We start from the raw sequence: 20,152 nt of genomic DNA on the forward strand, positions 1-20,152 counted from the left end.
ATGAAAGATATATTAAGGGTGCTAGCAATTAATCCGGGGTCAACATCAACTAAAATTGCCGTCTATGACAATGAGAATTTGCTATTTGAACAGGTTGTCAGGTATTCAAATGAAGAACTGTCTCCCTTTGACACTATTATTGATCAATATGAATTTAGAAAAAGCGGAATTCTGCAGATACTTGCTGAAAAAGACGTGCCCCTTGAAAGCCTGGATGCAGTAGTTGGGCGCGGCGGACTTTTAAAAGCTATTGCAGGTGGTACTTATGCAGTTAATGCTGCCATGCTGGACGCTTTGCGTCTTGCTGAAAGAGGAGAGCATGCCTCTAATTTAGGCGGTGTTATTGCTAAAGAGATAGGCGATAAACTGGGTATACCTTCCTATATTGTAGACCCTGTTGTAGTTGATGAGCTTGCTGATATCGCAAGAGTATCCGGCTTGCCCGGCTATGACCGAAGGAGCATATTTCATGCACTAAATCAGAAAGCTGTTGCAAGGCGAATTTCAAAAGAACTAGGTAAACCCTATGATCAAGCTAATCTAATTATTGCGCACATGGGCGGAGGTATAACGGTAGGCGTTCACCAGGGAGGAAGAGTCATCGATGTGAACGACGCTCTCTATGGCGAAGGTCCATTTTCACCCGAAAGAGTAGGATCAGTGCCCACAGGTCATATGCTTGAGCTATGCTTTTGCGGGAGATATACGCAAAATGAGGTTAAAAAATTAATTGCTGGCAAGGGTGGCTTAGTTGCCTATTTAGGCACAAATGACGGCCGGGAAGTGGTAAAAAGGATAGAAGCTGGCGATGGAAAAGCCAAATTAGTGTACGAAGCTATGGCCTATCAGATCGCTAAGGAAATAGCTGCAGATGCAGCTGTACTATATGGCAATGTAGATGCTATTGTACTAACCGGAGGACTGGCGTATGATCAAATGCTTGTCCGGTTGATTGCCGAACGGGTTCGTTTTATTGCAGAAGTTAAGGTTGTTCCCGGTGAGAATGAAATGATTGCTTTAACAGAAGGAGCTTTGAGAGTGCTTAAAGGTGAAGAGACAGCAAAAGAGTATTAAAGATGCAAGCTAGTGTAAAAACGACTTTTACCAAGAACAGGAAATAAAAGATGGCATCAGCTTAACACTAAAGCTGATGCCATCTTTATTATAATTCCTACAATTTCGTTTTATCTGCTGCGTATTAAATCAAGCAAGGCATGAGCTGCTTTTTCAGGTCCTTTCTGTTCCCAGGACGGAATACTAAGCTGTGTACGCATTTCGCCGACGAACAAGCCGGTAGCACTAAAAGTATGGAAATAGCGTTTGGCGATTTCATCGTGCAGCCCGGGGTATTGAGCTGGGCCAAAGACGTTGGCGAAATAAGAGTGAACCAGACCGGAAGAAGTGGTAGTACCCTTACTCATTGCTGCTCCTGACCGGAATACTTCAAAAGCCTTCTGGATAGTGGGAAATTCGCGAATTGCAGGGTGAGCGTCATCAACTGCTTCAAAGTTATTGGCGTAAAGCACAATATCTACCGGATAGCCCTGAACGACATGCTTATAGGAGGTGATTGGCAATACGACACGGGCATTCGTTTGACCGGCATTCATAATAATAGTGCGATCAATTTGTCCGAAAGCATAGCCTGGCTGAAGATCATCGAGGCGGATAAATGCGCCTACTTCTGTTCCATAGCCAATGATTCTGTTACTGCTATCAATATCCAATGAACCCATATCATCGGCAATGACAATAATATCCTGAATATCGTCTCCTAAAACACGGAGAGATTCGAGCGTCTCAGACTTACCGGTACCGGTATCACCCATGACCAGGACAGTGGCTTTTTTACCTGTTTTCAGGATAATATGAAACAGCGCGCCATGGAAAGGCAGGCGCTGGTTTTTCATGACACAAATATTGTGCAGGGTTAGCGCCATCTTTTTTAAATAGCCGAAGTAACCAAACTCGGGACGTCCGGGAATAGCTCCAACTAAGAGATTATTGGCGTCGTCATCAAAATACACCGTAGGAAAGACGCCATACTCGTCAAGCGCTGAGCCTTGTAAGCCAAATAAGCAAATCGCATCCGGCTTTTTCTGCGCTAAAACCTGATCATCAGCTAATTCAAATAAGTTAGTTAGTGCGAAGCCTAAATCATAAAAAGTTTCATGAAAGTAGAGGTTGATCAGCATATCCCCAATCCGTGCGGGATAACACAGCCACTCGTCAGGATTAAGCTTTGTCCGGTGAAGCGGGTTGTCAGCTACCTCAATAAACTGGCCGGTACGCTTATTCATTGGTGGATCAATTACTAGTGGCGGAAATAACATGATGTCACGGATAACAGGGATAGCGTTCAGCGATTCATAGCCAGCGGTCTGCAGCAATGCTTTGGTAGTAGTAATCGCAGCAACACCGGCACCTGAAGATACTTGACGAAAAATATTGGGATGGCAGCCGCTTACATTGTCATATACACTGCGCCATACAGCGCGGACAAGATGCATAAGCTGTTCAGCACTAGTGTGGAAAGTCCGGTAGGGGCGCTTATCCAAGTCATCATCGCTGGAATGGCAGATAAGAAAACGATCAAAATTGCGCCAATAATTATAAAAATACCGCAGAAATTCTTCCAGTAAATGAGGGTCCCGTGTAAATTGCTCTGACTGGGGCACAATACTCGGAACCTGGCTAATAGGTAATTTAATCAGAGCCCGTATGGTGCTGATCAGGATTGCTGTGTCGCTTTCTGTGATCAGGTTCTTGTTGTTGAAGATGTCCAGAAGACGCGATTGGCGCCTGCCTAGCTCGCTCAGCATAATGGTTAGTACACGTTTAAATAATTCGCTGTCAACTAATTCTTCCGGCGTTTCACATATACGTTCTTTAATTTGAATAACTACTTTGCGATCAAAAATTTTGCTCTTGGCATTATTCATGATACTCATCCTCCATTTGCTAAAGTTTTCGTGAGAAAAAACGTCTTTCGTTGTTGCATTGCCGTAAGAATACGGAAAACCGCCAAAAGGAAAAAGCTAATAACAACAATCCAGCACATAATTCCCAGCGCATCATTCCCAACTCCTTTCGTAATGATAGTACTAGTTTGCTATAATTGTTTATTATACAGAAACGATGTTTATTATTTGAGTAAATTATAAAACTAATAGGGAGATTATTCAATCTATTTAGTCGCTTGTTGTGCCAATTTGCAAAAATAGTTCACATCGTGGAAAAAGATAGCCTCTTCCGTAAAAAACGTAATGAAGTTATAATAATGTGACGGCATTTTGAAAAATTAGGGCAGGGGGCGGTATATCATAGACAGTAAAGAACAAGCGAACAGTCCATATGGAACTGCACTAATTAAAGCGGTAAAAATACTGGAGTATTTAGGCACTCAGCCCCAGGGACAAGGTACAAGCGAAATAGCACGGCAAACGCAGATGAATAAAACTACAGTATTTAAGTTATTAGAGACACTGCAGTTAATCGGCTTTGTTGAGAAGTCTTTACACGACTCCCGCTACAAGCTTGGTTTTGGATTCATTAAAATTGCACACAACTCCTTACAGAGTTTAGATATTGTGAACCTGACTGCTCCTTTTTTGGATAAGCTTAATAAGGAAACAGATGAGACTGTCCATTTGGCTGTATTGAGCGAGGAAAGCTTGATTTATGTGGCGAAACTCGAGAGTACCCAGGCAGTTCGAACGATATCACGGATTGGCAGGACGGCGCCGCTTTATTGTACGGGAATGGGGAAAGCCATGTTATCCACATTTTCAAGTGAGGCATTAGAGCAGTATTTTAATGACACGAAGCTAGAGCAATATACTGCCAGTACCATTACTGATAAACAATTATTGATAGCAGAAATCAAAAAAATAAAAGAACAGGGCTATGCAATAGATAACAGCGAGCATGAAGACGATATACGCTGCATTGCAGTTCCTCTCGCGGCCAAAGGCCATTTATATGGCGCCGTGAGTTTAAGTGCACCAAAATACCGGATGGATGATGCAGTAGTAAACAGCTATTTGCCACTTGTTATTGGGGCACAAAAAAATATACAGGAAAGACTGGCGGTTGCATTCTAAAATCAAAGAGGCGTACATGCTGCTGCATGTATCGCCTCTTTGTTCATGTCTTAACGTAATGTAATGCAATAATTTAACAAAAAACAAAGTTTTTTTGAAACATATGGTGTAAAAATACAATATTTCAGCGTCAAATGACTTTTTATAAGAAAATTTGATTGTTTTTAAAGAATAATCGACAAACGGGAACATTTTTGGTATTATTAATGTCGTAGAAAATTTATAGTTTAAGAAAGCAATCACAGATGAAGTTTTCTCTGCTGCTTTGTTTCGTTAGACCTGCCTGATGACAGGTCTGAGGGGACTGGGGAGCTTATTTTGATATTGGTATGCTTAGCCAGAGGAGATGTAAAATGCAGATTACTACCCCGTATTACCTGATTGATGAAAAAAAACTATTACGCAATTTAGAAATCATTCAAAAGGTTCGAGAGCTTTCGGGAGCCAAATCAGTATTGGCACTAAAGTGTTTTTCAACCTGGTGTGTTTTTGACTTAATGCGTGAATATATGGACGGTACCACTTCCAGTTCTCTTTATGAAGCCCGTCTTGGCTTTGAAAAATTCGGCAAAGAAACGCATGCTTATTGTGTTGGTTACTCAGAAGAGGATGTTGTTGCTGTAAGTGAGTATGCCGATAAAATTATCTTCAACTCTATATCGCAATTGGAAAGATATTATGATGTTGTAAAATCCGCTAAACTCGGTTTGCGCGTGAATCCGGGAGTTAGCCATTCTCATTTTGATCTAGCCGACCCTGCCCGGAAGTTTTCTCGCTTAGGCGTTGTGGACAAGTCTGAGTTGGCAAAGCAAATTCCCCGTTTAAGCGGACTGATGTTTCATTATAATTGTGAGAATGACGATTTTGATGCTTTCACTCAGCAACTGGATGCCATTGGGGAAGAGTATGGGGACATGCTTAAAGAGCTCCAATGGGTAAGCCTTGGCGGCGGCTTGTATTTTACCAAAGAAGGTTATCCAATAGAAAAATTTAGCGAAAAGTTAGCTGAATTTGCCTGCAAGTATGATGTACAGGTATATTTGGAGCCGGGCGAAAGTGCTATTACAGGTTGTGCTGAACTGGTAACCAAGGTAGTTGATCTGGTACACAATGAAATGGATATTGCGATTGTTGATGCATCAGTAGAAGGGCATATGCTGGATTTATTAATTTACCGGCTGTCTGCCAAGGTTGATTCCGAAGCTACTGAATATCCATATATGGTTGCCGGCCGGTCTTGTCTGGCTGGAGATGTTTTTGGAACATTTCACTTTGCTGACAAGCTTCAAATTGGTAGTGAGATCCGGTTTGCCGATGCAGCCGGCTATACTATGGTTAAGAAGAATTGGTTTAATGGACTGCAGATGCCAGCTATCGCGGTGCGCAGGCTGGATGGTTCTGTTGAAGTTATCCGCAAATTTAGTTATACAGATTTCCTAAATAGTTTATCTTAAATATTTTACACAGGTACAGGAGGAAAGAAATGAGAAGAAATGTCTTAATTGTAGGTGCTGGTGGAGTGGGTCATGTGGTCGCCCATAAATGTGCGATGAATAATGATATCTTGGGCGATATCTGCATAGCTTCACTTACCCAGCAAAAATGTGATGCCATAATTGAAAGCATATTGCGCAAAAACCATCTGAAAGATCCGTCGAAAAAATTGTATTCACGTGAAGTGGATGCATTGAATATCCCTGCTTTAGTTCAGTTAATTCAAGAGACGAAATCAGAAATGGTTATTAATGTTGGGCAGTCCTATATTAATATGTCAGTGTTGGAGGCATGCATTCAAACCGGCGCAGTATACATGGATACTGCCATTCATGAAGAACCGGATAAAGTTTGTGAAAATCCACCCTGGTATGCCAATTATGAGTGGAAGCGCAAGGAACGTTGTGCGGAAAAAGGGATTACCGCCATCTTAGGAATTGGTTTTGATCCCGGAGTGGTAAATGCCTGGTGCGCTTTGGCTCAGAAAGAATATTTCGATACAATCGATACCATTGATATATTGGACGTAAATGCCGGCAGCCACGGCAAATATTTTGCTACCAATTTCGACCCTGAGATTAATTTCCGCGAGTTTAAAAAAGTATGGACCTGGGTTGACCGCCAATGGGTGCTTCAGAAGGTTCATTCTATTAGAGTCGACTATGATTTTCCTGTCGTTGGAAGCTGCCCGGTTTATCTAACCGGACATGATGAGCTGCATTCCCTTTCTAAAAATATTGATGCCAATTCGATTCGTTTCTGGATGGGCTTTGGCGATCATTACTTGAATGTGTTTTCTGTTCTGACTAACATTGGTCTTACTTCGGAAGTGCCGGTAAAAATAGCTGAAGGCGTGGAAATTGCTCCAATTAAGATCTTAAAGGCATTATTGCCTGATCCATCTTCACTAGCCCCCGGATATACCGGTAAAACTTGCATTGGCAACTTTATCCGTGGTACTAAAAACAATGAGAAACGGGAAATTTTTATATACAATATTTGTGATCATGCCGAGTGTTACCAGGAAGTGGAGTCTCAGGCTATCAGCTATACAGCCGGAGTACCGGCAGTAGCTGCTGCTATTCTGGTTGCCCGCGGTGAATGGGATGCTAAGCAAATGGTGAATGTAGAAGAATTGGATCCCACTCCATTTATCAAGCTGTTGGATACAATGGGCTTGCCTACTCAAGTGCTTGAAGCGCCAGTGGCATTTGAAGCTCCGGTAATAAAATCTATCGAATCTATTTGAAAATGACAAAACCCTCCTGGTATTTACCAGGAGGGTTCTATTCTTTTACAATGCACTATAGGCCATCGCTCCGGCAGACAACCACATAAATACTGCTGAGACCTGATTAATCCGGTGACGCCACTCGGCGAAGTGCGTCTGGCGGCCGATGAATCTGCCGGCAACCGCCAGCAAAAAGAACCAAACCCAGGAAACTGCAATACAGGCAAAGGTGAACAAGGATTTTTCAATTCCCTCATAACTGCTGGAACTCGTACCGATTACACCGATTGTATCCATTACGGCATGAGGGTTTAGCAGCGATACGGAGGCAGCAAAGATGATTTGTTGGCGAGGTGATATTTTCTCTGCAGCTGCTTCAGTATTGGTATCATGAGTGTCATTCCAGGTAATCCAGCCCATGTAAGTTAAAAATAGGATACCAATTGTCAATAGTATAAGCTTAAAAAGTGGAAATTTCAGCAAAAATAAGGATACTCCCTGTACTGCTAGTAATATTAAGGCCGTATCACATAGGGCTGCAGTAAAAATAACGGGCAATACATGAAGGAAGCTGGTATGTGATGCTCCCTGTTGAAAGACAAATAAATTCTGTACTCCTAGAGGAAGTATTAGTCCAAGTGCCAAGATAAGTCCATGCAAAAATGCTTGTACCATGTGTCCTCTCCTAATCATAGTTTTCTATATTATAATGGAATATGATGGTTAAAGGAACATGAATTCATTTCATGCGAATGTAAAACGGATAGTATGACAAGCACCTGGGAAAATAAGAAGCAGGATAAAAACAGCAGATATCGAAAATGATTATTAATAACACATATATATTTTTTTACTCCAATAAATAGATAGAGGTGAATGTAATGAAAGCTAAGGATATTATGGTGACAGAAGTAATTACGATCAAACAGCATGCAACTATCGAAGAAATTGCCCGAGTGCTTATTGATAATAAAATATCAGGAGTACCAGTAGTCGATGAAGCTGGTCATCTAATGGGAATGGTTACAGAAGGCGATTTGTTACATAAGGAAACAAACCCGCGCCTGCCTCATGCCGTTAATATTTTAGGGGCAATTATCTATTATAACGGAGTAGAGCAGTACAATGAAGACTTTAAAAAAATGATGGCCAGTCAGGCCTTAAATATTATGACAGATAAGGTAATCACAGTTACAGCCGAACAAGAAGTAGAGGATATTGTAAAGTTAATGCTTGAACATGGAATCAAGCGGGTACCCGTAATGGAGGGTGAGCGGATCATTGGTATCATCAGTAGGGCTGATATTGTAAAATGCCTGCTGCTATAAGTGAATAGTCCCTAATAGCAGTAAGGAGGTTAAGATATGAATGACATTATTCAAAATATCAAAACAAGAAGAAGCATCCGCAAATATGATAAACGGCAGATCACCGATGAGGCTTTAGGGTCAATTATAGAAGCCGCTCAATATGCGCCTAGCGGCAGCAACAGCCAATCATGGCTTTTTACTGTTATTCAAAAGCAGGAAATACTCAGCGAACTTAACCAGCTTATACGGCGGGCTTTTGCGGGTGCTACATTTGATGAACACGAATACCCGGCTAAAATAAGGAGTAAACAAGCAGCAGAAAAGGAGCACTACTGTTTTTATTATCATGCGCCTACTCTGATTGTTGTTACCAATAAACAAGACTATCCGAATGCAATGGCAGACAGTGGCTTAGCACTGGAAAATATTTTTCTTACAGCTCATTCTTTGGGACTTGGCAGCTGCTGGGTCAATCAGTTAGCCTGGCTTTGTGCGGTACCGGAAGTCAGGGCTGCCCTAACCCAGCTTGGTATTCCCGAAGATCACTTTGTTTGCGGAGCCGCTGCCATAGGATATCCGGATGGTCCTCAGCCACCGGCTCCGCTTCGGAAACCTGGCACAGTGAATTTGGTACGGTAATATGAAAATTGCTGCTATTGGTGATTCAATAACGTACGGCTTTCCGTACTCCCCGTGTGCTTCCTGGCTGGATATAGCGGCGCGGCATTTTGGACTGGAGTATCTGAACTGTGGTGTAAACGGCGATACAACCAGTCAAATGATGCAGCGCTTTATCCGGGATGTCAGCTATTATCATCCTACCCATGTCATTGTCATGGGAGGAACCAATGATGTTTTTGAGTCAGTCAGTACGAAAGAAATACTGGATAACATTGTGCGTATCATTGCGTCATCCCGGGACAACGGCATAACTCCTATTCTTGGTTTGCCGATACCCTGCAGTGACTTGTGGGCGGAAGAACAGCTTAGCGAATACCGGGATCAGCTTCGTACAATTGCATATGCTCAATTTATAGATGTCATTGATTTTTATTCTGCTATGGCCGGTGAAGGCGGTTTGGGCAGTAAGGACTGCCTATACTGCGATGGAGTTCATCCGAACAAGGCAGGTTATGAGGTAATGGCAGCAGTTGCAATTGAGTTTATGGAGAGAAGCCTTATGATGCATAAAAAAGATGCGGAACTGAAATAATTTACTAACAAGCTAATTTCCAATCTGCGTGGAGGTGACTTAAGATGAGCAGCAATGATGGTAAGCAGAAGCTTAGCAAGCTGCAGTATAAAGTGACACAGGAAAATGGCACAGAGCCTCCTTTTCAGAACGAGTATTGGGACAACAAGCAAGAAGGCCTCTATGTGGACATTGTGTCGGGAGAACCTTTATTCAGCTCGAAAGATAAATTTGACTCCGGCTGTGGCTGGCCGAGCTTTACAAAACCAGTGCAGCAGGAAAATGTTAAGGAGAAAACAGATAAGAGCCATATGATGATTCGTACGGAAGTACGCAGCAAAGAGGCTGATTCTCATTTGGGACATGTTTTCACTGATGGTCCTCAGCCTACGGGACTACGTTATTGTATTAACTCGGCCTCCTTACGTTTTATACCAAAAGGCGAATTAGAAAAAGCGGGGTATAGTGAGTTTTTAAAATTATTTGAGAAATAATCGGTTTTCCAAATATTACTGGTAAAAAAATACACTGTTATTTTTATAGAAAAGACACTTGACTTGCAAGTGTGCACACAGTATAATCAAAACAAGTTAATATTCAAAACATGATGAACAGGAAGCCAAAATGTAAGGTGTTCAGAGAGACGGCGGTTGGTGCGAGCCGTTCTACCGAGCAAGAAAGTTCCGCCTGGGAGTGGCTGGTGATGAATTAGCAAGGGTTCCGCCCGATACAGCGGCTAAAGTTGGCTGAAAGGCAACATGGGTGGCAACGCGGGAACAGTTCTCGTCCCTAACAGGGATGAGTGCTTTTTTATTTGCAGACACATGGAGTATTTTTAGTCTAATCTGGGTGGCAACGCGGGTTTAAAGCTCGCCCCAATTATGGGGTGAGCTTTTTTATTTTCACGATGGTTTCACTAACTATTAAAAATGGGGGTAAAACAATGAAAGTATTAGTTTCTGAAGCGATAGCCGAAAAGGGTGTTGAGACACTTCTACAAGAGGGCGCGACAGTTGATGTAAAACCTAACTTGACCCGGCAGGAGCTGCTGGAAGCTATTGGTGATTATGATGCGTTAATTGTTCGCAGCAATACCGATGTTAATGAAGAATTATATCAGAAGGCCACTCGTCTGAAGGTAGTGGGGCGAGCTGGCAACGGAGTAGACAACATCGATATGGAAGGTGCCACCAAACGGGGGATTATTGTTGTAAATACTCCTGAATCCAATGTTGTCTCAGCCGCGGAACTTACTATTGGACTGTTGCTTGCGACCTGCCGTAATATTCCCCAACTGCAGAAACGGCTGAAAGAAAAAGTTTGGGATCGCTCAGGGCTTAAAGGAATAGAATTACAGGGAAAAACTGTTGGTATTGTAGGCTTGGGTCGGATTGGCTCTTTAGTTGCAACTCGGTTAAAATCATTTGGGATGAATATTATTGGTTATGATCCGTATATCAGTGATACCCGGTTTAAACATCTCGGAGTTGAGAAAAAAGAGAAGCTCGAAGAGCTTATGAAAGCTTGTGATATCCTTACCGTCCACACTCCTAAGACGGAAGAGACATATGGCATTATTGGCAAAAACCAGTTTAAAGCTGCTAAAAAAGGGTTGGTAGTCATCAATTGCGCTCGTGCCGGTATCGTTAATGAAGAGGCCTTGGTGGAAGCTTTGCAGAATAAGACCGTTGCCCGTGTGGGGATTGACGTGCCCGAGGGTGAGCCGAAGGTCATTTCGCCTTTGCTGGATTTTGATAATGTTGTTGTAACTCCTCATGCCGGGGCCGATACGAAAGAAGCTCAGGATAATGTGGGTATTACAATAGCACAGGAAGTAATTTCAGCGCTAAGAGGTGAAATGGTACCTAATGCTGTCAATTTGCCGACTCTTCATACGCAGGATCTGGAAGCAGTTAAAGCGTATCTAAAATTAGGCGAGACCTTAGGCAAGCTATATTATCAACTGGAAAAAGAAGCAGTTGAAAAGGTGGAAATTCTCTACCGGGGCGAGGTAGCGGCATTGGAGACTTCCGTGATTTCTCTCGCCATATTAAAGGGCCTGTTTGAACCTATTCTGAAAGAACGGGTAAATTACGTCAATGCCAATGTTATTGCGAAAAGCAGAGGCGTAGGTGTAACGGAAAGCAAAGAATCAGCTGTAGATAGTTACCTGACATTGATAACCGTCAAAGTTATCTCCAAGAATAAAGAGTTCACCATCAGTGGAACAGTATTTGGTAAGGGTGAATTGCGAATCGTCGAAATTAATGGCTACGAATTTGATGTAAACCCCTCACCGTTCATGCTGATAGCGGAAAACATTGATAAGCCCGGCGTAATTGGTCAAATGGGTACGCTGCTGGGGGTTGGCAAAGTGAATATTGCCACTATGCAGTTGGGGCGCAAAATTGCTGATCAACGGGCCATGATGGTTTTAACGATTGATTCCGCTGTTTCTAAAGAAACTTTAGAATTTTTGAGCGGTATCGAAGGAATTATACGAGCGCACTACGTAAAAATATAAGCAATAAGGGCTCGCTAAAAAGAAGCATATCGATTATTATATAGGATATATAGCATAAACAACATCTACCGGTTCTGGTGAAGCTGGAGGTGAAAGTGTGATACCTATCCGTGACAATATTCGTTCCCGGTCTATTCCGATCACCGGCTATATCCTGATTATTAGTACAGCTGTTATTTTTATGAAGGAATTAATGCTGGAAGACGGACAGCTTGACCAGATGGTTGCGACATTTGGTTTGATACCTGCCGTATTTTTAAGTGGTTTGGACAGCAGGTTGACTGATATTACCGTCTATTTGCCCTTAGTGACCAATCTTTTCTTACATGGCGGTTGGCTGCATGTTATTGGAAACTTGTGGTATCTAAAGATTTTTGGCGATAATGTGGAAGATCGACTGGGACATGGTAATTTTCTTATCTTTTATCTGCTCTGCGGAATTATTGCTAACCTGGCGCAGGTTATTGTAGATCCTGCCTCTACTGTTCCGACCATCGGGGCAAGCGGCGCAATTTCCGGAGTGCTAGGTGCCTATTTCATTAGTTTTCCATTGGCAAAGGTAAGCACATTAATACCGATCTTCTTCTTTGTAACGATTATTGAAATACCGGCAATGCTGTTTTTAGGCCTTTGGTTTGTATTACAGCTGCAAAGTGGAACTGCTTCCCTTTATATGGCTGGCACTAATGTAGCTTGGTGGGCACATATTGGTGGATTTGCAGCCGGAGTGATTCTTGTTAAATTGTTTCCCAGGCGTAACAGCTACTAAATAAAACAGAGGAGACCATCGCTGGCGATGGTCTCCTCTGCTTTTGTGATAATATATAAATTACGTGTCTAATTGAAATTCCAATGTAATGAGTAACGCTTCATTTTCCGGAACAATACTATAGTAAGAAGCATAAGCCAATAGTTTGCGAAATGACTTTTGCTGCTGTGGCGACTCACCAATAATCGAAGGGATCCTAATTAAGACAAGTGCCTTATTATTGAAATTTTCGACTACGGTAACATTATTCGAAGCCTGCCTGATTGTTTTAGTAATGCGAATAAACGTAGAGCGTTTCATTAAAACCCCTCCCTTACGTAAAATAACGTTTTAGTTCATTATAGCGCAAATATTACATAAAACCAATGTGGCAGATTTTGCTGCTTCATTAGTAAAGGTATTTATCAAGATAATTATATGATAAAGCTTGATAATCCATGATAAACATTTCATAGGAAATTCAAGCAGCATTCTTTTACCGCTTTAAAGGATTATTTCAAATAATGTATAATTATGTAAAAGAAAGCGGAAAAGGGAGGAATAATGGTGAATTTTAATTTTACAGATATCATCTGGATCTTTTTCTTACTTGTTACCGTTTTGCCAATGGTACAGCAAAGAAGTATAGCCATGAGGCGTATTAACATTTTGCGGCGAATTGAGGGCAAGCGCAGCTCCCGGGTAATCAGCTTAATTCACCGGCAAGAATCCATCAGTTTTTTAGGGATTCCAATCAGCCGTTATATTAATGTGGAAGATTCAGAGCAAATTCTCCGGGCAATCCGCCTAACTCCGGATAATATGCCAATTGATTTGGTATTGCATACTCCAGGCGGATTAGTGCTGGCATCAGAGCAAATAGCCAGAGCTTTACAGCAGCACAAAGCAAAAGTAACTGTGTTTGTTCCCCACTATGCCATGTCAGGCGGAACAATGATTGCTCTTTCGGCCGATGAAATTGTATTAGATCTGAATGCAGTGCTGGGACCCGTTGATCCACAGCTAGGGCAGTATCCTGCGGCATCGATTCTCAAGGTGGTTCAACAAAAGAAGATTAACCGGGTTGATGATAATACACTAATTCTGGCTGACCTTGCCCAAAAAGCCATTTTTCAGGTTAAGGATTTTCTCAAAAGTATTTTATTGGATAAAATGCCTGCTGATAAGGCGGAAGAATTGGCGAAAGCACTTTCCGACGGTCGTTGGACACATGACTATCCTATTACCTGTGACAAATTGCGAGAAATGGGAATCCCCACAATTTGCAACGAAATGCCGCTGGAAGTATATGAACTTATGGACCTTTATCCCCAGCCTGCCCAACAACGGCCTTCTGTTCAGTATATTCCTCTGCCCTACGGGTCTGATAAAAAGAATATGAATACACGGGTTTAATTGTTCGGTGAGAAAGGTTTAATTAAGGTAGTTAATAGGATACTATAACTACCTTTGTTTTTATAGTGGTTGTCAGCTGCCGGCTGCAAGAAAAGTGAGGTGTTACTCTCGTGGAAATCAGGCAATTAAAAACATTTATGAGTATTGTGAAACTGGGGAATTTCTCACAGGCCGCTCACTATTTAGGGTATACGCAATCGACAGTAACAACTCACATTCAATTGCTGGAGAAAGAATTGAATACGCTGCTCTTTGAAAGGTTTGGTCACCAGCTAATGCTGACAACCGACGGGGAAAGGCTTTATGAATATGCTGAACAAATTACCAGACTGGCCGAGGATGCTAAAAATGAACTGGAGCATTTTGATACTCCCCGGGGACCGATTATAATCGGCATGCCCGAGTCGTTGTGCGTCTATTATTTAACGGACTTGTTAAAAGAATATACTGCTTTATATCCGGATGTGGAGCTAAAACTCATATTCGGTATCAGCAGTGATTTCCGGAATTTGTTACGAAGAAACATGATGGATTTAGCCTTCATTTTGGAGGAAACTAGCAAAGATGCAGATTTGGTCAGTACATTACTATGGCCTGAGCCAATTGCTATGGTCGTATCGCCCGATCACAAACTTGTTAAAGCTGGCAAAGCAGAGCTAAAGGATCTTCATGGAGAAACCTTGCTATTTGTTGAGTCAGGAAGTACTTACCGGTCTGCTTTGGAAACCGGTTTAGCTAAGGCTGCCGTTCATCCCAGAACTGTTATGGAAATCTGCCACATCCAAACGATTAAACAATTTGTTTGTGCCAACTTAGGGATAACCGTACTACCGAAGGTAGCGGTAAAGGAGGAGCTTGCAGCGGGAACTTTGGTAGCGTTACAATGTCCGGGCATTACGTTCAAGACCAATACGTATCTGGTATATCATAAAGATAAATGGCTTTCTCATGGAATTCGAGCTTTTCTCAAACTTGTGCAGGAAAGATTACTAAAGTAAGGCATGCTGATAAAAAGATTGTTTTTAAAAGGACAGTATGGTAAAGTAAATTCATTAAATCAAATGGTTTTAGCAATGGGGCTATAAATGTTACTACATTTATGCCCTTTTTTTGTTATTGTATAGGAACTCTCATAAGAAGGAGTTAGATAAATCTGTGAAAGATTATAGCAGCGAAGTTAAGCTGTTGATGGCCTCAGAAGCGGGGTTAGTAGTTGAGTTCGAGTCGGTAATTTCACCGGAAATTAATGGACTTGTTCAGCAGCTAATGAAGCGGCTTATGCATAAGCCGCTAGCGGGAATTATCGAGGTTGTTCCGACTTATAAGTCCGTAACAGTTTATTTTGATCCTTTACAAACGACTCGGCAGCAGGTAATTCAATTCATTAAGCAGCTGTTAGCCCAGATTAAACCTGTAGATACAACTCCCCTGGCAGCGCGGATAGTTCATATTCCTGTCTGTTATGGCGGTGTTTTCGGACCAGATCTGGAATTCGTGGCCCGCTATACGGGCTTGTCAACGCAGGAGGTTATGAGTATTCATACCGCAAAGCCTTACTTGGTATATATGCTTGGCTTTACTCCCGGCTTTCCCTACCTGGGCGGAATGTCGGAGCAGATTGCAGTGCCGCGCCAGGAAAAACCACGTACGAGGGTACCTGCCGGTTCAGTTGGTATCGGCGGCAATCAAACCGGCGTCTACCCAATTGAAAGCCCGGGCGAATGGTGGCTAATCGGCCGTACCCCAATCAAGACCTTCCAACCGTCAAGCAATGACCCTTTCCTGGTCTCAGCGGGAGACTATTTTCACTTCTTCTCGATATCGATAGAAGAGTATTTTGTGATCAGGCACGAAGTCGAGACCGGTATGTACGTACCGGAAATAAGCTATATGAGATAGAAGGTGATTGCGGTGATTACAATAATTCAGCCAGGTGATTTTACGACAGTTCAGGATGAGGGCCGCTGGGGTTATCAGGCTTATGGTATGCCGATTGCCGGAGCAATGGATCGATACGCTTGCCGGACTGCCAATTTGCTAGCAGGAAATTCATTGCAGGCTGCCGTACTGGAAATGACTGCAGCGGGAGCAGCTTTTAAGTTTGATCAAGAGCAGTATGTTGCAGTCTGCGGGGCAGAAATGCAAGGAAAGGTAAATGGCCAGCCAGTTGCAAACTGGTCGTCTTTCCTTGTACCCAAAAGGGGAGAACTCCGTTTTGAAGCTGCTGAAAAAGGCTACCGGGCCTATTTGGCTGTTCACGGCGGCTTTGCAGTGCCTGTTGTTTTAGGCAGCCGTTCAACTTGCACGCGGGCAAAAGTGGGTGGTTTTGAGGGAAGAACCCTGCGGCAGGGTGATGTACTGTATGTTGGAGAAGACAGCGCTTTTTCAGTGTCTGCAACCGAGCTGGGAAGTGAATATATTCCTGACTACACCAGAGAAATTAAGCTGCGCGTTTTGCTTGGTCCTCAGGATACGATGTTCAGCCGGGAAACGATAGAAAAATTCTTGAAGAGTACTTATGCGGTTACCAATCAAATAGACAGAATCGGTTATTGGCTAAAAGGTCCAAAAGTTGTGCATCTTGATAAGGCAGATATCGTATCTGATGCCATGTGGCCGGGGGCTATTCAGATACCATCAAACGGCATGCCTTTTATTATGATGGCTGATCATCAGACTACAGGCGGATTTGCTAAAATCGGATCTGTTATCGGTGCAGATCTGTCTAAACTTGCGCAGGCAAGACCGGGAGATACCATTCACTTTTGCCTGATCGGAGAAGCTGAGGCAGTTCAGGCATTGCGGGAAGAGCAGCAGTGTTATGCTGCAATCAGAAAAACTGTAACACTGTAAACGGGCCGCTTCAATAAAATTGAAGTGGCCTATTTAATTTTTCAAATTTACATTTTGACAAGGTTAATGATATGATGAGTGGCAAGCAGATTAAAGTTAATAAGTAAGTGAAGCAAAGGCGCTTCGGACAAAGATCTATCTTTGTTTGGAGTGTCTTTTTTGTTGTAAATCAGGTAGGGAGGTAGTTGAATGTACGGGGTTGATTTAAATTGTGACTTAGGAGAAAGCTTTGGCGCCTACACAATGGGATTAGATGAAGAAATTCTGCCATTTGTCACATCTGCCAATATTGCATGTGGATTTCATGGCGGTGATCCGGGAGTAATGCGCAAGACAGTGTTGCTAGCTCTTCAAAATGAAGTTGCTATTGGAGCTCATCCTGGCTTGCCTGATTTGATTGGTTTTGGCAGGCGCAATATGGAGATAACTTCGCAGGAAGCATATGACATGGTTGTTTACCAGATTGGTGCACTCGAGGGTTTCGTGAAAGCGGCAGGCGGAAAAATGCAGCATGTTAAACCTCATGGTGCGCTGTACAATATGGCGGCAAAAAAACAAGAGCTTGCCGAGGCTATTGCTGAAGCGGTATACAAGGTAAATCCGGAATTGATATTATTTGGTCTTTCCGGCAGTGAATTAGTACTGGCAGGAGAGCGGATTGGCCTAAGAACAGCACATGAAGTGTTTGCCGACCGGACATATCAGGCTGACGGGGCCCTGACTCCGCGAAAACAGCCTGATGCTTTAATCACCAACCAGGAACAAGCTGTTGCCCAGGTGGTTCGCATGGTCAAGGAAGGTACAGTACTCTCACAGCAGGGAGCGCAGGTTGCTATCAAAGCAGATACGGTATGCCTGCATGGTGATGGAGCACATGCCCTGGTGTTTGCCCGTCATATTCGCCGTATTTTGGCGCAGGAAAACATTGCGGTTCGGTCGGTGTCACACGGTTAGAAAACTTGCTCAACCAGCAGTAAATGGGACAGATAGAGGTGATCAAATTGAACGAAGTGGATCTGGTTCCTTTTGGTGAGACATCAATTTTAGTAGAATTTGGCCGGGGAATTAACCCGGAGACACATAAAAAGGTAAAAACGCTGACTAATTATCTTGAGCGACAGCCTTTTGCGGGGATGCTTGAGTATGTTTCTGCTTTTTCGAGTGTTACCGTTTCTTATGATCCAATGAAAGTAAGAAGCTTACAACGTGAGCAAGGCAGGACTGCAACTACCGCCTATGAAGCGGTAACCAGCTTACTGACGGAGATTATTGCCAAAATGGAGCAAGGGAAGGAAGAACAACCGCGTGAGGTGCGAATCCCGGTATGCTACGGAGGAGAGTTTGGACCTGATCTGGCATTTGTAGCCGAACATAACGGGTGCACTCCGGAAGAGGTTATTGCTATTCATTCGGGAGGCCAATATCTCGTATATATGCTTGGCTTTGCACCAGGATTTCCGTATCTGGGGGGGATGTCCGACAAGATTGCTGCTCCCCGGAGGCAATCTCCCCGAATGGAAATTCCTGCAGGATCAGTTGGCATTGCGGGCTTGCAGACCGGTGTATATCCCATTGCTACGCCCGGAGGCTGGCAGCTAATCGGACGAACGCCGCTTGATTTGTTTTGTCCTAATGAACAGCCGCCTACTCTTTTGCAAGCAGGCGATCTGATTACCTTCTATCCGATTTCTCCCGGGCAGTATGCGCAGCATAAGGAGGATGGAGGTAAATGACAATAAAAGTAATTCGTCCTGGATTGCTTACCAGTATTCAGGATTTGGGAAGATATGGCTATCAGAAATACGGGGTTATTGTCAGCGGTGGTATGGATGCTTATTCTTTGCGGCTGGCGAACCTGCTTGTGGGGAATGCCGAGAATGAAGCCGTACTGGAAATTAGCTTATCAGGGCCGACCTTGCTGGTGGAAGAAGGGACTCTTTTTAGCATAACCGGAGGTGATTTATCACCCACCATCAATGGCGAGCCTGTACCCATGGGAAAGCCGGTTTACTTACGCGAGTCAGGTGTACTGCAATTTGGAGCATGTAAGTCAGGCTGCCGCTGTTACTTCTCCGTTGCTGGCGGTTTTGCAGTTGCTGCTGTTATGGGGAGTAAAAGCACCTATTTGCGGGCTGGCATAGGCGGATACCAAGGAAGGGCCTTGCAAGCTGGAGATGAGCTTACTGTGGATGCACCGGGCAAGAAGTCCACACAATTTATTGATAATCTGACGCAAAAAAAGTCTACATCCTCAAGCGTCTTTCATACAACAGACTGGTATGTTGGCAGAGAACATATTCCTGCGGCTGGTGATTCGGTCAGAATCCGGATTATGCTTGGCAGCCAGTATGAGCAATTCAATGAGACCAGTAAGGCAAGACTGTTCCAGGATGCCTTTCAGGTAACGGCGCAGGCCGATCGAATGGGATACCGTCTGGCTGGCTCGGCTTTACAGCTGACAGAGCCGTTGGAAATGATTTCAGAAGCGGTAGCTTTAGGAACCATCCAGGTACCGCCAGATGGAAATCCGATTATTTTATTGGCCGACAGGCAAACAGCAGGCGGCTATCCCAAGATTGGGCAGGTTGCTGCTGTTGATGTTGCAAAAGTAGCTCAAATCAAGCCTGGCAGGAAAATCTGTTTCTCTAAAGTTTCGATAAAGGAAGCGGAAGAGCTTTATCTGGCAAGAGAAGAGCATATTTGCAAATTGAGCAAGGCAATTCAATTAAAGATGCAATAGTAAAGTGAGGAATATGGATGTTTACGATTACTGAAATAAAAGAAATCATCAAAATGGTAACTGAATCACCAGTGCAGCATTTTGCATTGGAACAAGGAAATACGAAGATCGTCATTGATCGGGTCTCAGCAAACCAGTCTAGCCCCATTGCAGTACCGGCTGCTGCTGAGCAGATAACTCTAAAACCTAATCAAGAACAGAAGGCAGAACACCCGGCAGAGTTTCAGCCTATTCTATCTACATCAGTGGGGACATTTTATGCTGCTTCTGAGCCCGGTGCCGATCCTTTTGTAAAGCCAGGCCAAAAGGTAATGGCAAATACAGTGGTTTGCGTTCTCGAAGCAATGAAATTATTCAATGAAATAGAAGCAGGCATCACTGGCGAGATTGTTGAGGTTTTATGCAAGGATGGAGAATTTGTGGAATATGGTCAGCCCCTATTTTTAGTTAAACCGGAATGACCTGATTTAATCAGCAAATTCCTTTATGAAATGAGCTTTGGTTGAAGGAGGTGTACTGCCAGAGCATTCCCTGATTAAAT

General features: G+C 43.2%; 21 protein-coding genes. 18 read left to right on the plus strand and 3 right to left on the minus strand.

From position 1 onward, the window contains the following. A complete protein-coding gene (gene buk / locus RTR76_RS06145) occupies window positions 1-1,074 on the plus strand; it encodes a butyrate kinase (protein ID WP_312517958.1) in 1,074 nt (357 codons plus the stop codon). Between the two features lie 110 nt (window positions 1,075-1,184). Here buk and RTR76_RS06150 read toward each other — a convergent pair whose 3' ends face one another. Beyond that, window positions 1,185-2,942 carry a hypothetical protein gene (locus RTR76_RS06150; RefSeq protein WP_312517961.1) on the minus strand — a complete coding sequence of 586 codons (1,758 nt, stop codon included), beginning with the start codon at window positions 2,940-2,942 and terminating at the stop codon, window positions 1,185-1,187. A gap of 426 nt (window positions 2,943-3,368) precedes the next feature. On the opposite strand from RTR76_RS06150, the gene RTR76_RS06155 reads away from it, so the two are divergent. The 3 genes from RTR76_RS06155 (at window position 3,369) to RTR76_RS06165 (ending at window position 6,846) form a co-directional block, all read left to right on the plus strand. Further along, window positions 3,369-4,103, plus strand: a complete 735-nt coding sequence (locus RTR76_RS06155; protein WP_312518345.1) for an IclR family transcriptional regulator — start codon at window positions 3,369-3,371, stop codon at window positions 4,101-4,103. 353 nt (window positions 4,104-4,456) lie between these two features. Beyond that, window positions 4,457-5,557, plus strand: coding sequence for a carboxynorspermidine decarboxylase (gene nspC, locus RTR76_RS06160; RefSeq protein ID WP_312517963.1), 1,101 nt, complete (start codon window positions 4,457-4,459; stop codon window positions 5,555-5,557). Window positions 5,558-5,586: 29 nt separating this feature from the next. Continuing rightward, window positions 5,587-6,846 carry a saccharopine dehydrogenase family protein gene (locus RTR76_RS06165; protein WP_312517966.1) on the plus strand — a complete coding sequence of 420 codons (1,260 nt, stop codon included), beginning with the start codon at window positions 5,587-5,589 and terminating at the stop codon, window positions 6,844-6,846. A 45-nt stretch (window positions 6,847-6,891) separates the two neighbouring features. Here RTR76_RS06165 and RTR76_RS06170 read toward each other — a convergent pair whose 3' ends face one another. Then, a complete protein-coding gene (locus RTR76_RS06170) occupies window positions 6,892-7,503 on the minus strand; it encodes a LysE family transporter (protein WP_312517969.1) in 612 nt (203 codons plus the stop codon). 206 nt (window positions 7,504-7,709) lie between these two features. On the opposite strand from RTR76_RS06170, the gene RTR76_RS06175 reads away from it, so the two are divergent. The 6 genes from RTR76_RS06175 to RTR76_RS06200 all read left to right on the plus strand — a co-directional run bounded on the left by RTR76_RS06175 (window position 7,710) and on the right by RTR76_RS06200 (window position 12,623). After that, window positions 7,710-8,156 (plus strand): CBS domain-containing protein, encoded by a 447-nt coding sequence (locus RTR76_RS06175; protein ID WP_312517972.1) that lies wholly within the window; start codon window positions 7,710-7,712, stop codon window positions 8,154-8,156. 36 nt (window positions 8,157-8,192) lie between these two features. Further along, on the plus strand, window positions 8,193-8,777 hold the full coding sequence (locus RTR76_RS06180) for a nitroreductase (RefSeq protein ID WP_312517974.1): 585 nt from the start codon (window positions 8,193-8,195) through the stop codon (window positions 8,775-8,777). Between the two features lies 1 nt (window position 8,778). Further along, window positions 8,779-9,351, plus strand: a complete 573-nt coding sequence (locus RTR76_RS06185; RefSeq protein ID WP_312517978.1) for a GDSL-type esterase/lipase family protein — start codon at window positions 8,779-8,781, stop codon at window positions 9,349-9,351. 44 nt (window positions 9,352-9,395) lie between these two features. Beyond that, window positions 9,396-9,824 (plus strand): peptide-methionine (R)-S-oxide reductase MsrB, encoded by a 429-nt coding sequence (gene msrB, locus RTR76_RS06190; RefSeq protein ID WP_312517981.1) that lies wholly within the window; start codon window positions 9,396-9,398, stop codon window positions 9,822-9,824. A gap of 449 nt (window positions 9,825-10,273) precedes the next feature. Further along, on the plus strand, window positions 10,274-11,854 hold the full coding sequence (gene serA / locus RTR76_RS06195; protein WP_312517984.1) for a phosphoglycerate dehydrogenase: 1,581 nt from the start codon (window positions 10,274-10,276) through the stop codon (window positions 11,852-11,854). A gap of 97 nt (window positions 11,855-11,951) precedes the next feature. Next, window positions 11,952-12,623, plus strand: coding sequence for a rhomboid family intramembrane serine protease (locus tag RTR76_RS06200; protein ID WP_312517985.1), 672 nt, complete (start codon window positions 11,952-11,954; stop codon window positions 12,621-12,623). 60 nt (window positions 12,624-12,683) lie between these two features. On the opposite strand, the gene RTR76_RS06205 is transcribed toward RTR76_RS06200, so the two are convergent. Continuing rightward, window positions 12,684-12,923 carry a hypothetical protein gene (locus RTR76_RS06205; protein ID WP_312517988.1) on the minus strand — a complete coding sequence of 80 codons (240 nt, stop codon included), beginning with the start codon at window positions 12,921-12,923 and terminating at the stop codon, window positions 12,684-12,686. A 243-nt stretch (window positions 12,924-13,166) separates the two neighbouring features. On the opposite strand from RTR76_RS06205, the gene RTR76_RS06210 reads away from it, so the two are divergent. From RTR76_RS06210 to accB, 8 genes are all read left to right on the plus strand, one after another. Then, the gene (locus RTR76_RS06210; protein ID WP_312517990.1) at window positions 13,167-14,018 is read left to right on the plus strand and encodes an SDH family Clp fold serine proteinase; all 852 of its coding nucleotides are present in this window, start codon (window positions 13,167-13,169) and stop codon (window positions 14,016-14,018) included. A 110-nt stretch (window positions 14,019-14,128) separates the two neighbouring features. After that, window positions 14,129-15,016 carry a LysR family transcriptional regulator gene (locus tag RTR76_RS06215; protein WP_312517992.1) on the plus strand — a complete coding sequence of 296 codons (888 nt, stop codon included), beginning with the start codon at window positions 14,129-14,131 and terminating at the stop codon, window positions 15,014-15,016. 157 nt (window positions 15,017-15,173) lie between these two features. Continuing rightward, window positions 15,174-15,917 (plus strand): 5-oxoprolinase subunit PxpB, encoded by a 744-nt coding sequence (gene pxpB / locus RTR76_RS06220; protein ID WP_312517995.1) that lies wholly within the window; start codon window positions 15,174-15,176, stop codon window positions 15,915-15,917. 12 nt (window positions 15,918-15,929) lie between these two features. Further along, the gene (locus RTR76_RS06225) at window positions 15,930-16,871 is read left to right on the plus strand and encodes a biotin-dependent carboxyltransferase family protein (protein ID WP_312517998.1); all 942 of its coding nucleotides are present in this window, start codon (window positions 15,930-15,932) and stop codon (window positions 16,869-16,871) included. Between the two features lie 189 nt (window positions 16,872-17,060). Then, window positions 17,061-17,825, plus strand: a complete 765-nt coding sequence (gene pxpA, locus RTR76_RS06230; RefSeq protein ID WP_312518001.1) for a 5-oxoprolinase subunit PxpA — start codon at window positions 17,061-17,063, stop codon at window positions 17,823-17,825. Window positions 17,826-17,881: 56 nt separating this feature from the next. Then, window positions 17,882-18,604 carry a 5-oxoprolinase subunit PxpB gene (pxpB, locus tag RTR76_RS06235; protein WP_312518347.1) on the plus strand — a complete coding sequence of 241 codons (723 nt, stop codon included), beginning with the start codon at window positions 17,882-17,884 and terminating at the stop codon, window positions 18,602-18,604. After that, window positions 18,601-19,611 carry a biotin-dependent carboxyltransferase family protein gene (locus RTR76_RS06240; protein WP_312518004.1) on the plus strand — a complete coding sequence of 337 codons (1,011 nt, stop codon included), beginning with the start codon at window positions 18,601-18,603 and terminating at the stop codon, window positions 19,609-19,611. The genes pxpB (RTR76_RS06235) and RTR76_RS06240 overlap by 4 nt, the downstream gene beginning before the upstream one ends. 17 nt (window positions 19,612-19,628) lie before the next feature. Beyond that, complete coding sequence (gene accB, locus RTR76_RS06245) at window positions 19,629-20,072, plus strand: acetyl-CoA carboxylase biotin carboxyl carrier protein (RefSeq protein WP_312518007.1); 444 nt, start codon at window positions 19,629-19,631, stop codon at window positions 20,070-20,072. Window positions 20,073-20,152: the final 80 nt, after the last annotated feature.

The sequence above is a fragment of the Anaerospora sp. genome, from assembly GCF_032013335.1.
In the GTDB taxonomy this organism is placed as follows: domain Bacteria; phylum Bacillota; class Negativicutes; order Sporomusales; family DSM-15969; genus Anaerospora.

What these genes read in the sequence shown, in the direction of transcription:
- buk (WP_312517958.1), top strand. Translation starts at nt 1, where the DNA reads ATGAAAGATATATTAAGGGTGCTAGCAATTAATCCGGGGTCAACATCA.
- RTR76_RS06150 (WP_312517961.1), bottom strand. Translation starts at nt 2,942, where the DNA reads ATGAATAATGCCAAGAGCAAAATTTTTGATCGCAAAGTAGTTATTCAA.
- nspC (WP_312517963.1), top strand. Translation starts at nt 4,457, where the DNA reads ATGCAGATTACTACCCCGTATTACCTGATTGATGAAAAAAAACTATTA.
- RTR76_RS06165 (WP_312517966.1), top strand. Translation starts at nt 5,587, where the DNA reads ATGAGAAGAAATGTCTTAATTGTAGGTGCTGGTGGAGTGGGTCATGTG.
- RTR76_RS06170 (WP_312517969.1), bottom strand. Translation starts at nt 7,503, where the DNA reads ATGGTACAAGCATTTTTGCATGGACTTATCTTGGCACTTGGACTAATA.
- RTR76_RS06175 (WP_312517972.1), top strand. Translation starts at nt 7,710, where the DNA reads ATGAAAGCTAAGGATATTATGGTGACAGAAGTAATTACGATCAAACAG.
- RTR76_RS06180 (WP_312517974.1), top strand. Translation starts at nt 8,193, where the DNA reads ATGAATGACATTATTCAAAATATCAAAACAAGAAGAAGCATCCGCAAA.
- RTR76_RS06185 (WP_312517978.1), top strand. Translation starts at nt 8,779, where the DNA reads ATGAAAATTGCTGCTATTGGTGATTCAATAACGTACGGCTTTCCGTAC.
- msrB (WP_312517981.1), top strand. Translation starts at nt 9,396, where the DNA reads ATGAGCAGCAATGATGGTAAGCAGAAGCTTAGCAAGCTGCAGTATAAA.
- serA (WP_312517984.1), top strand. Translation starts at nt 10,274, where the DNA reads ATGAAAGTATTAGTTTCTGAAGCGATAGCCGAAAAGGGTGTTGAGACA.
- RTR76_RS06205 (WP_312517988.1), bottom strand. Translation starts at nt 12,923, where the DNA reads ATGAAACGCTCTACGTTTATTCGCATTACTAAAACAATCAGGCAGGCT.
- RTR76_RS06210 (WP_312517990.1), top strand. Translation starts at nt 13,167, where the DNA reads ATGGTGAATTTTAATTTTACAGATATCATCTGGATCTTTTTCTTACTT.
- pxpA (WP_312518001.1), top strand. Translation starts at nt 17,061, where the DNA reads ATGTACGGGGTTGATTTAAATTGTGACTTAGGAGAAAGCTTTGGCGCC.
- RTR76_RS06240 (WP_312518004.1), top strand. Translation starts at nt 18,601, where the DNA reads ATGACAATAAAAGTAATTCGTCCTGGATTGCTTACCAGTATTCAGGAT.
- accB (WP_312518007.1), top strand. Translation starts at nt 19,629, where the DNA reads ATGTTTACGATTACTGAAATAAAAGAAATCATCAAAATGGTAACTGAA.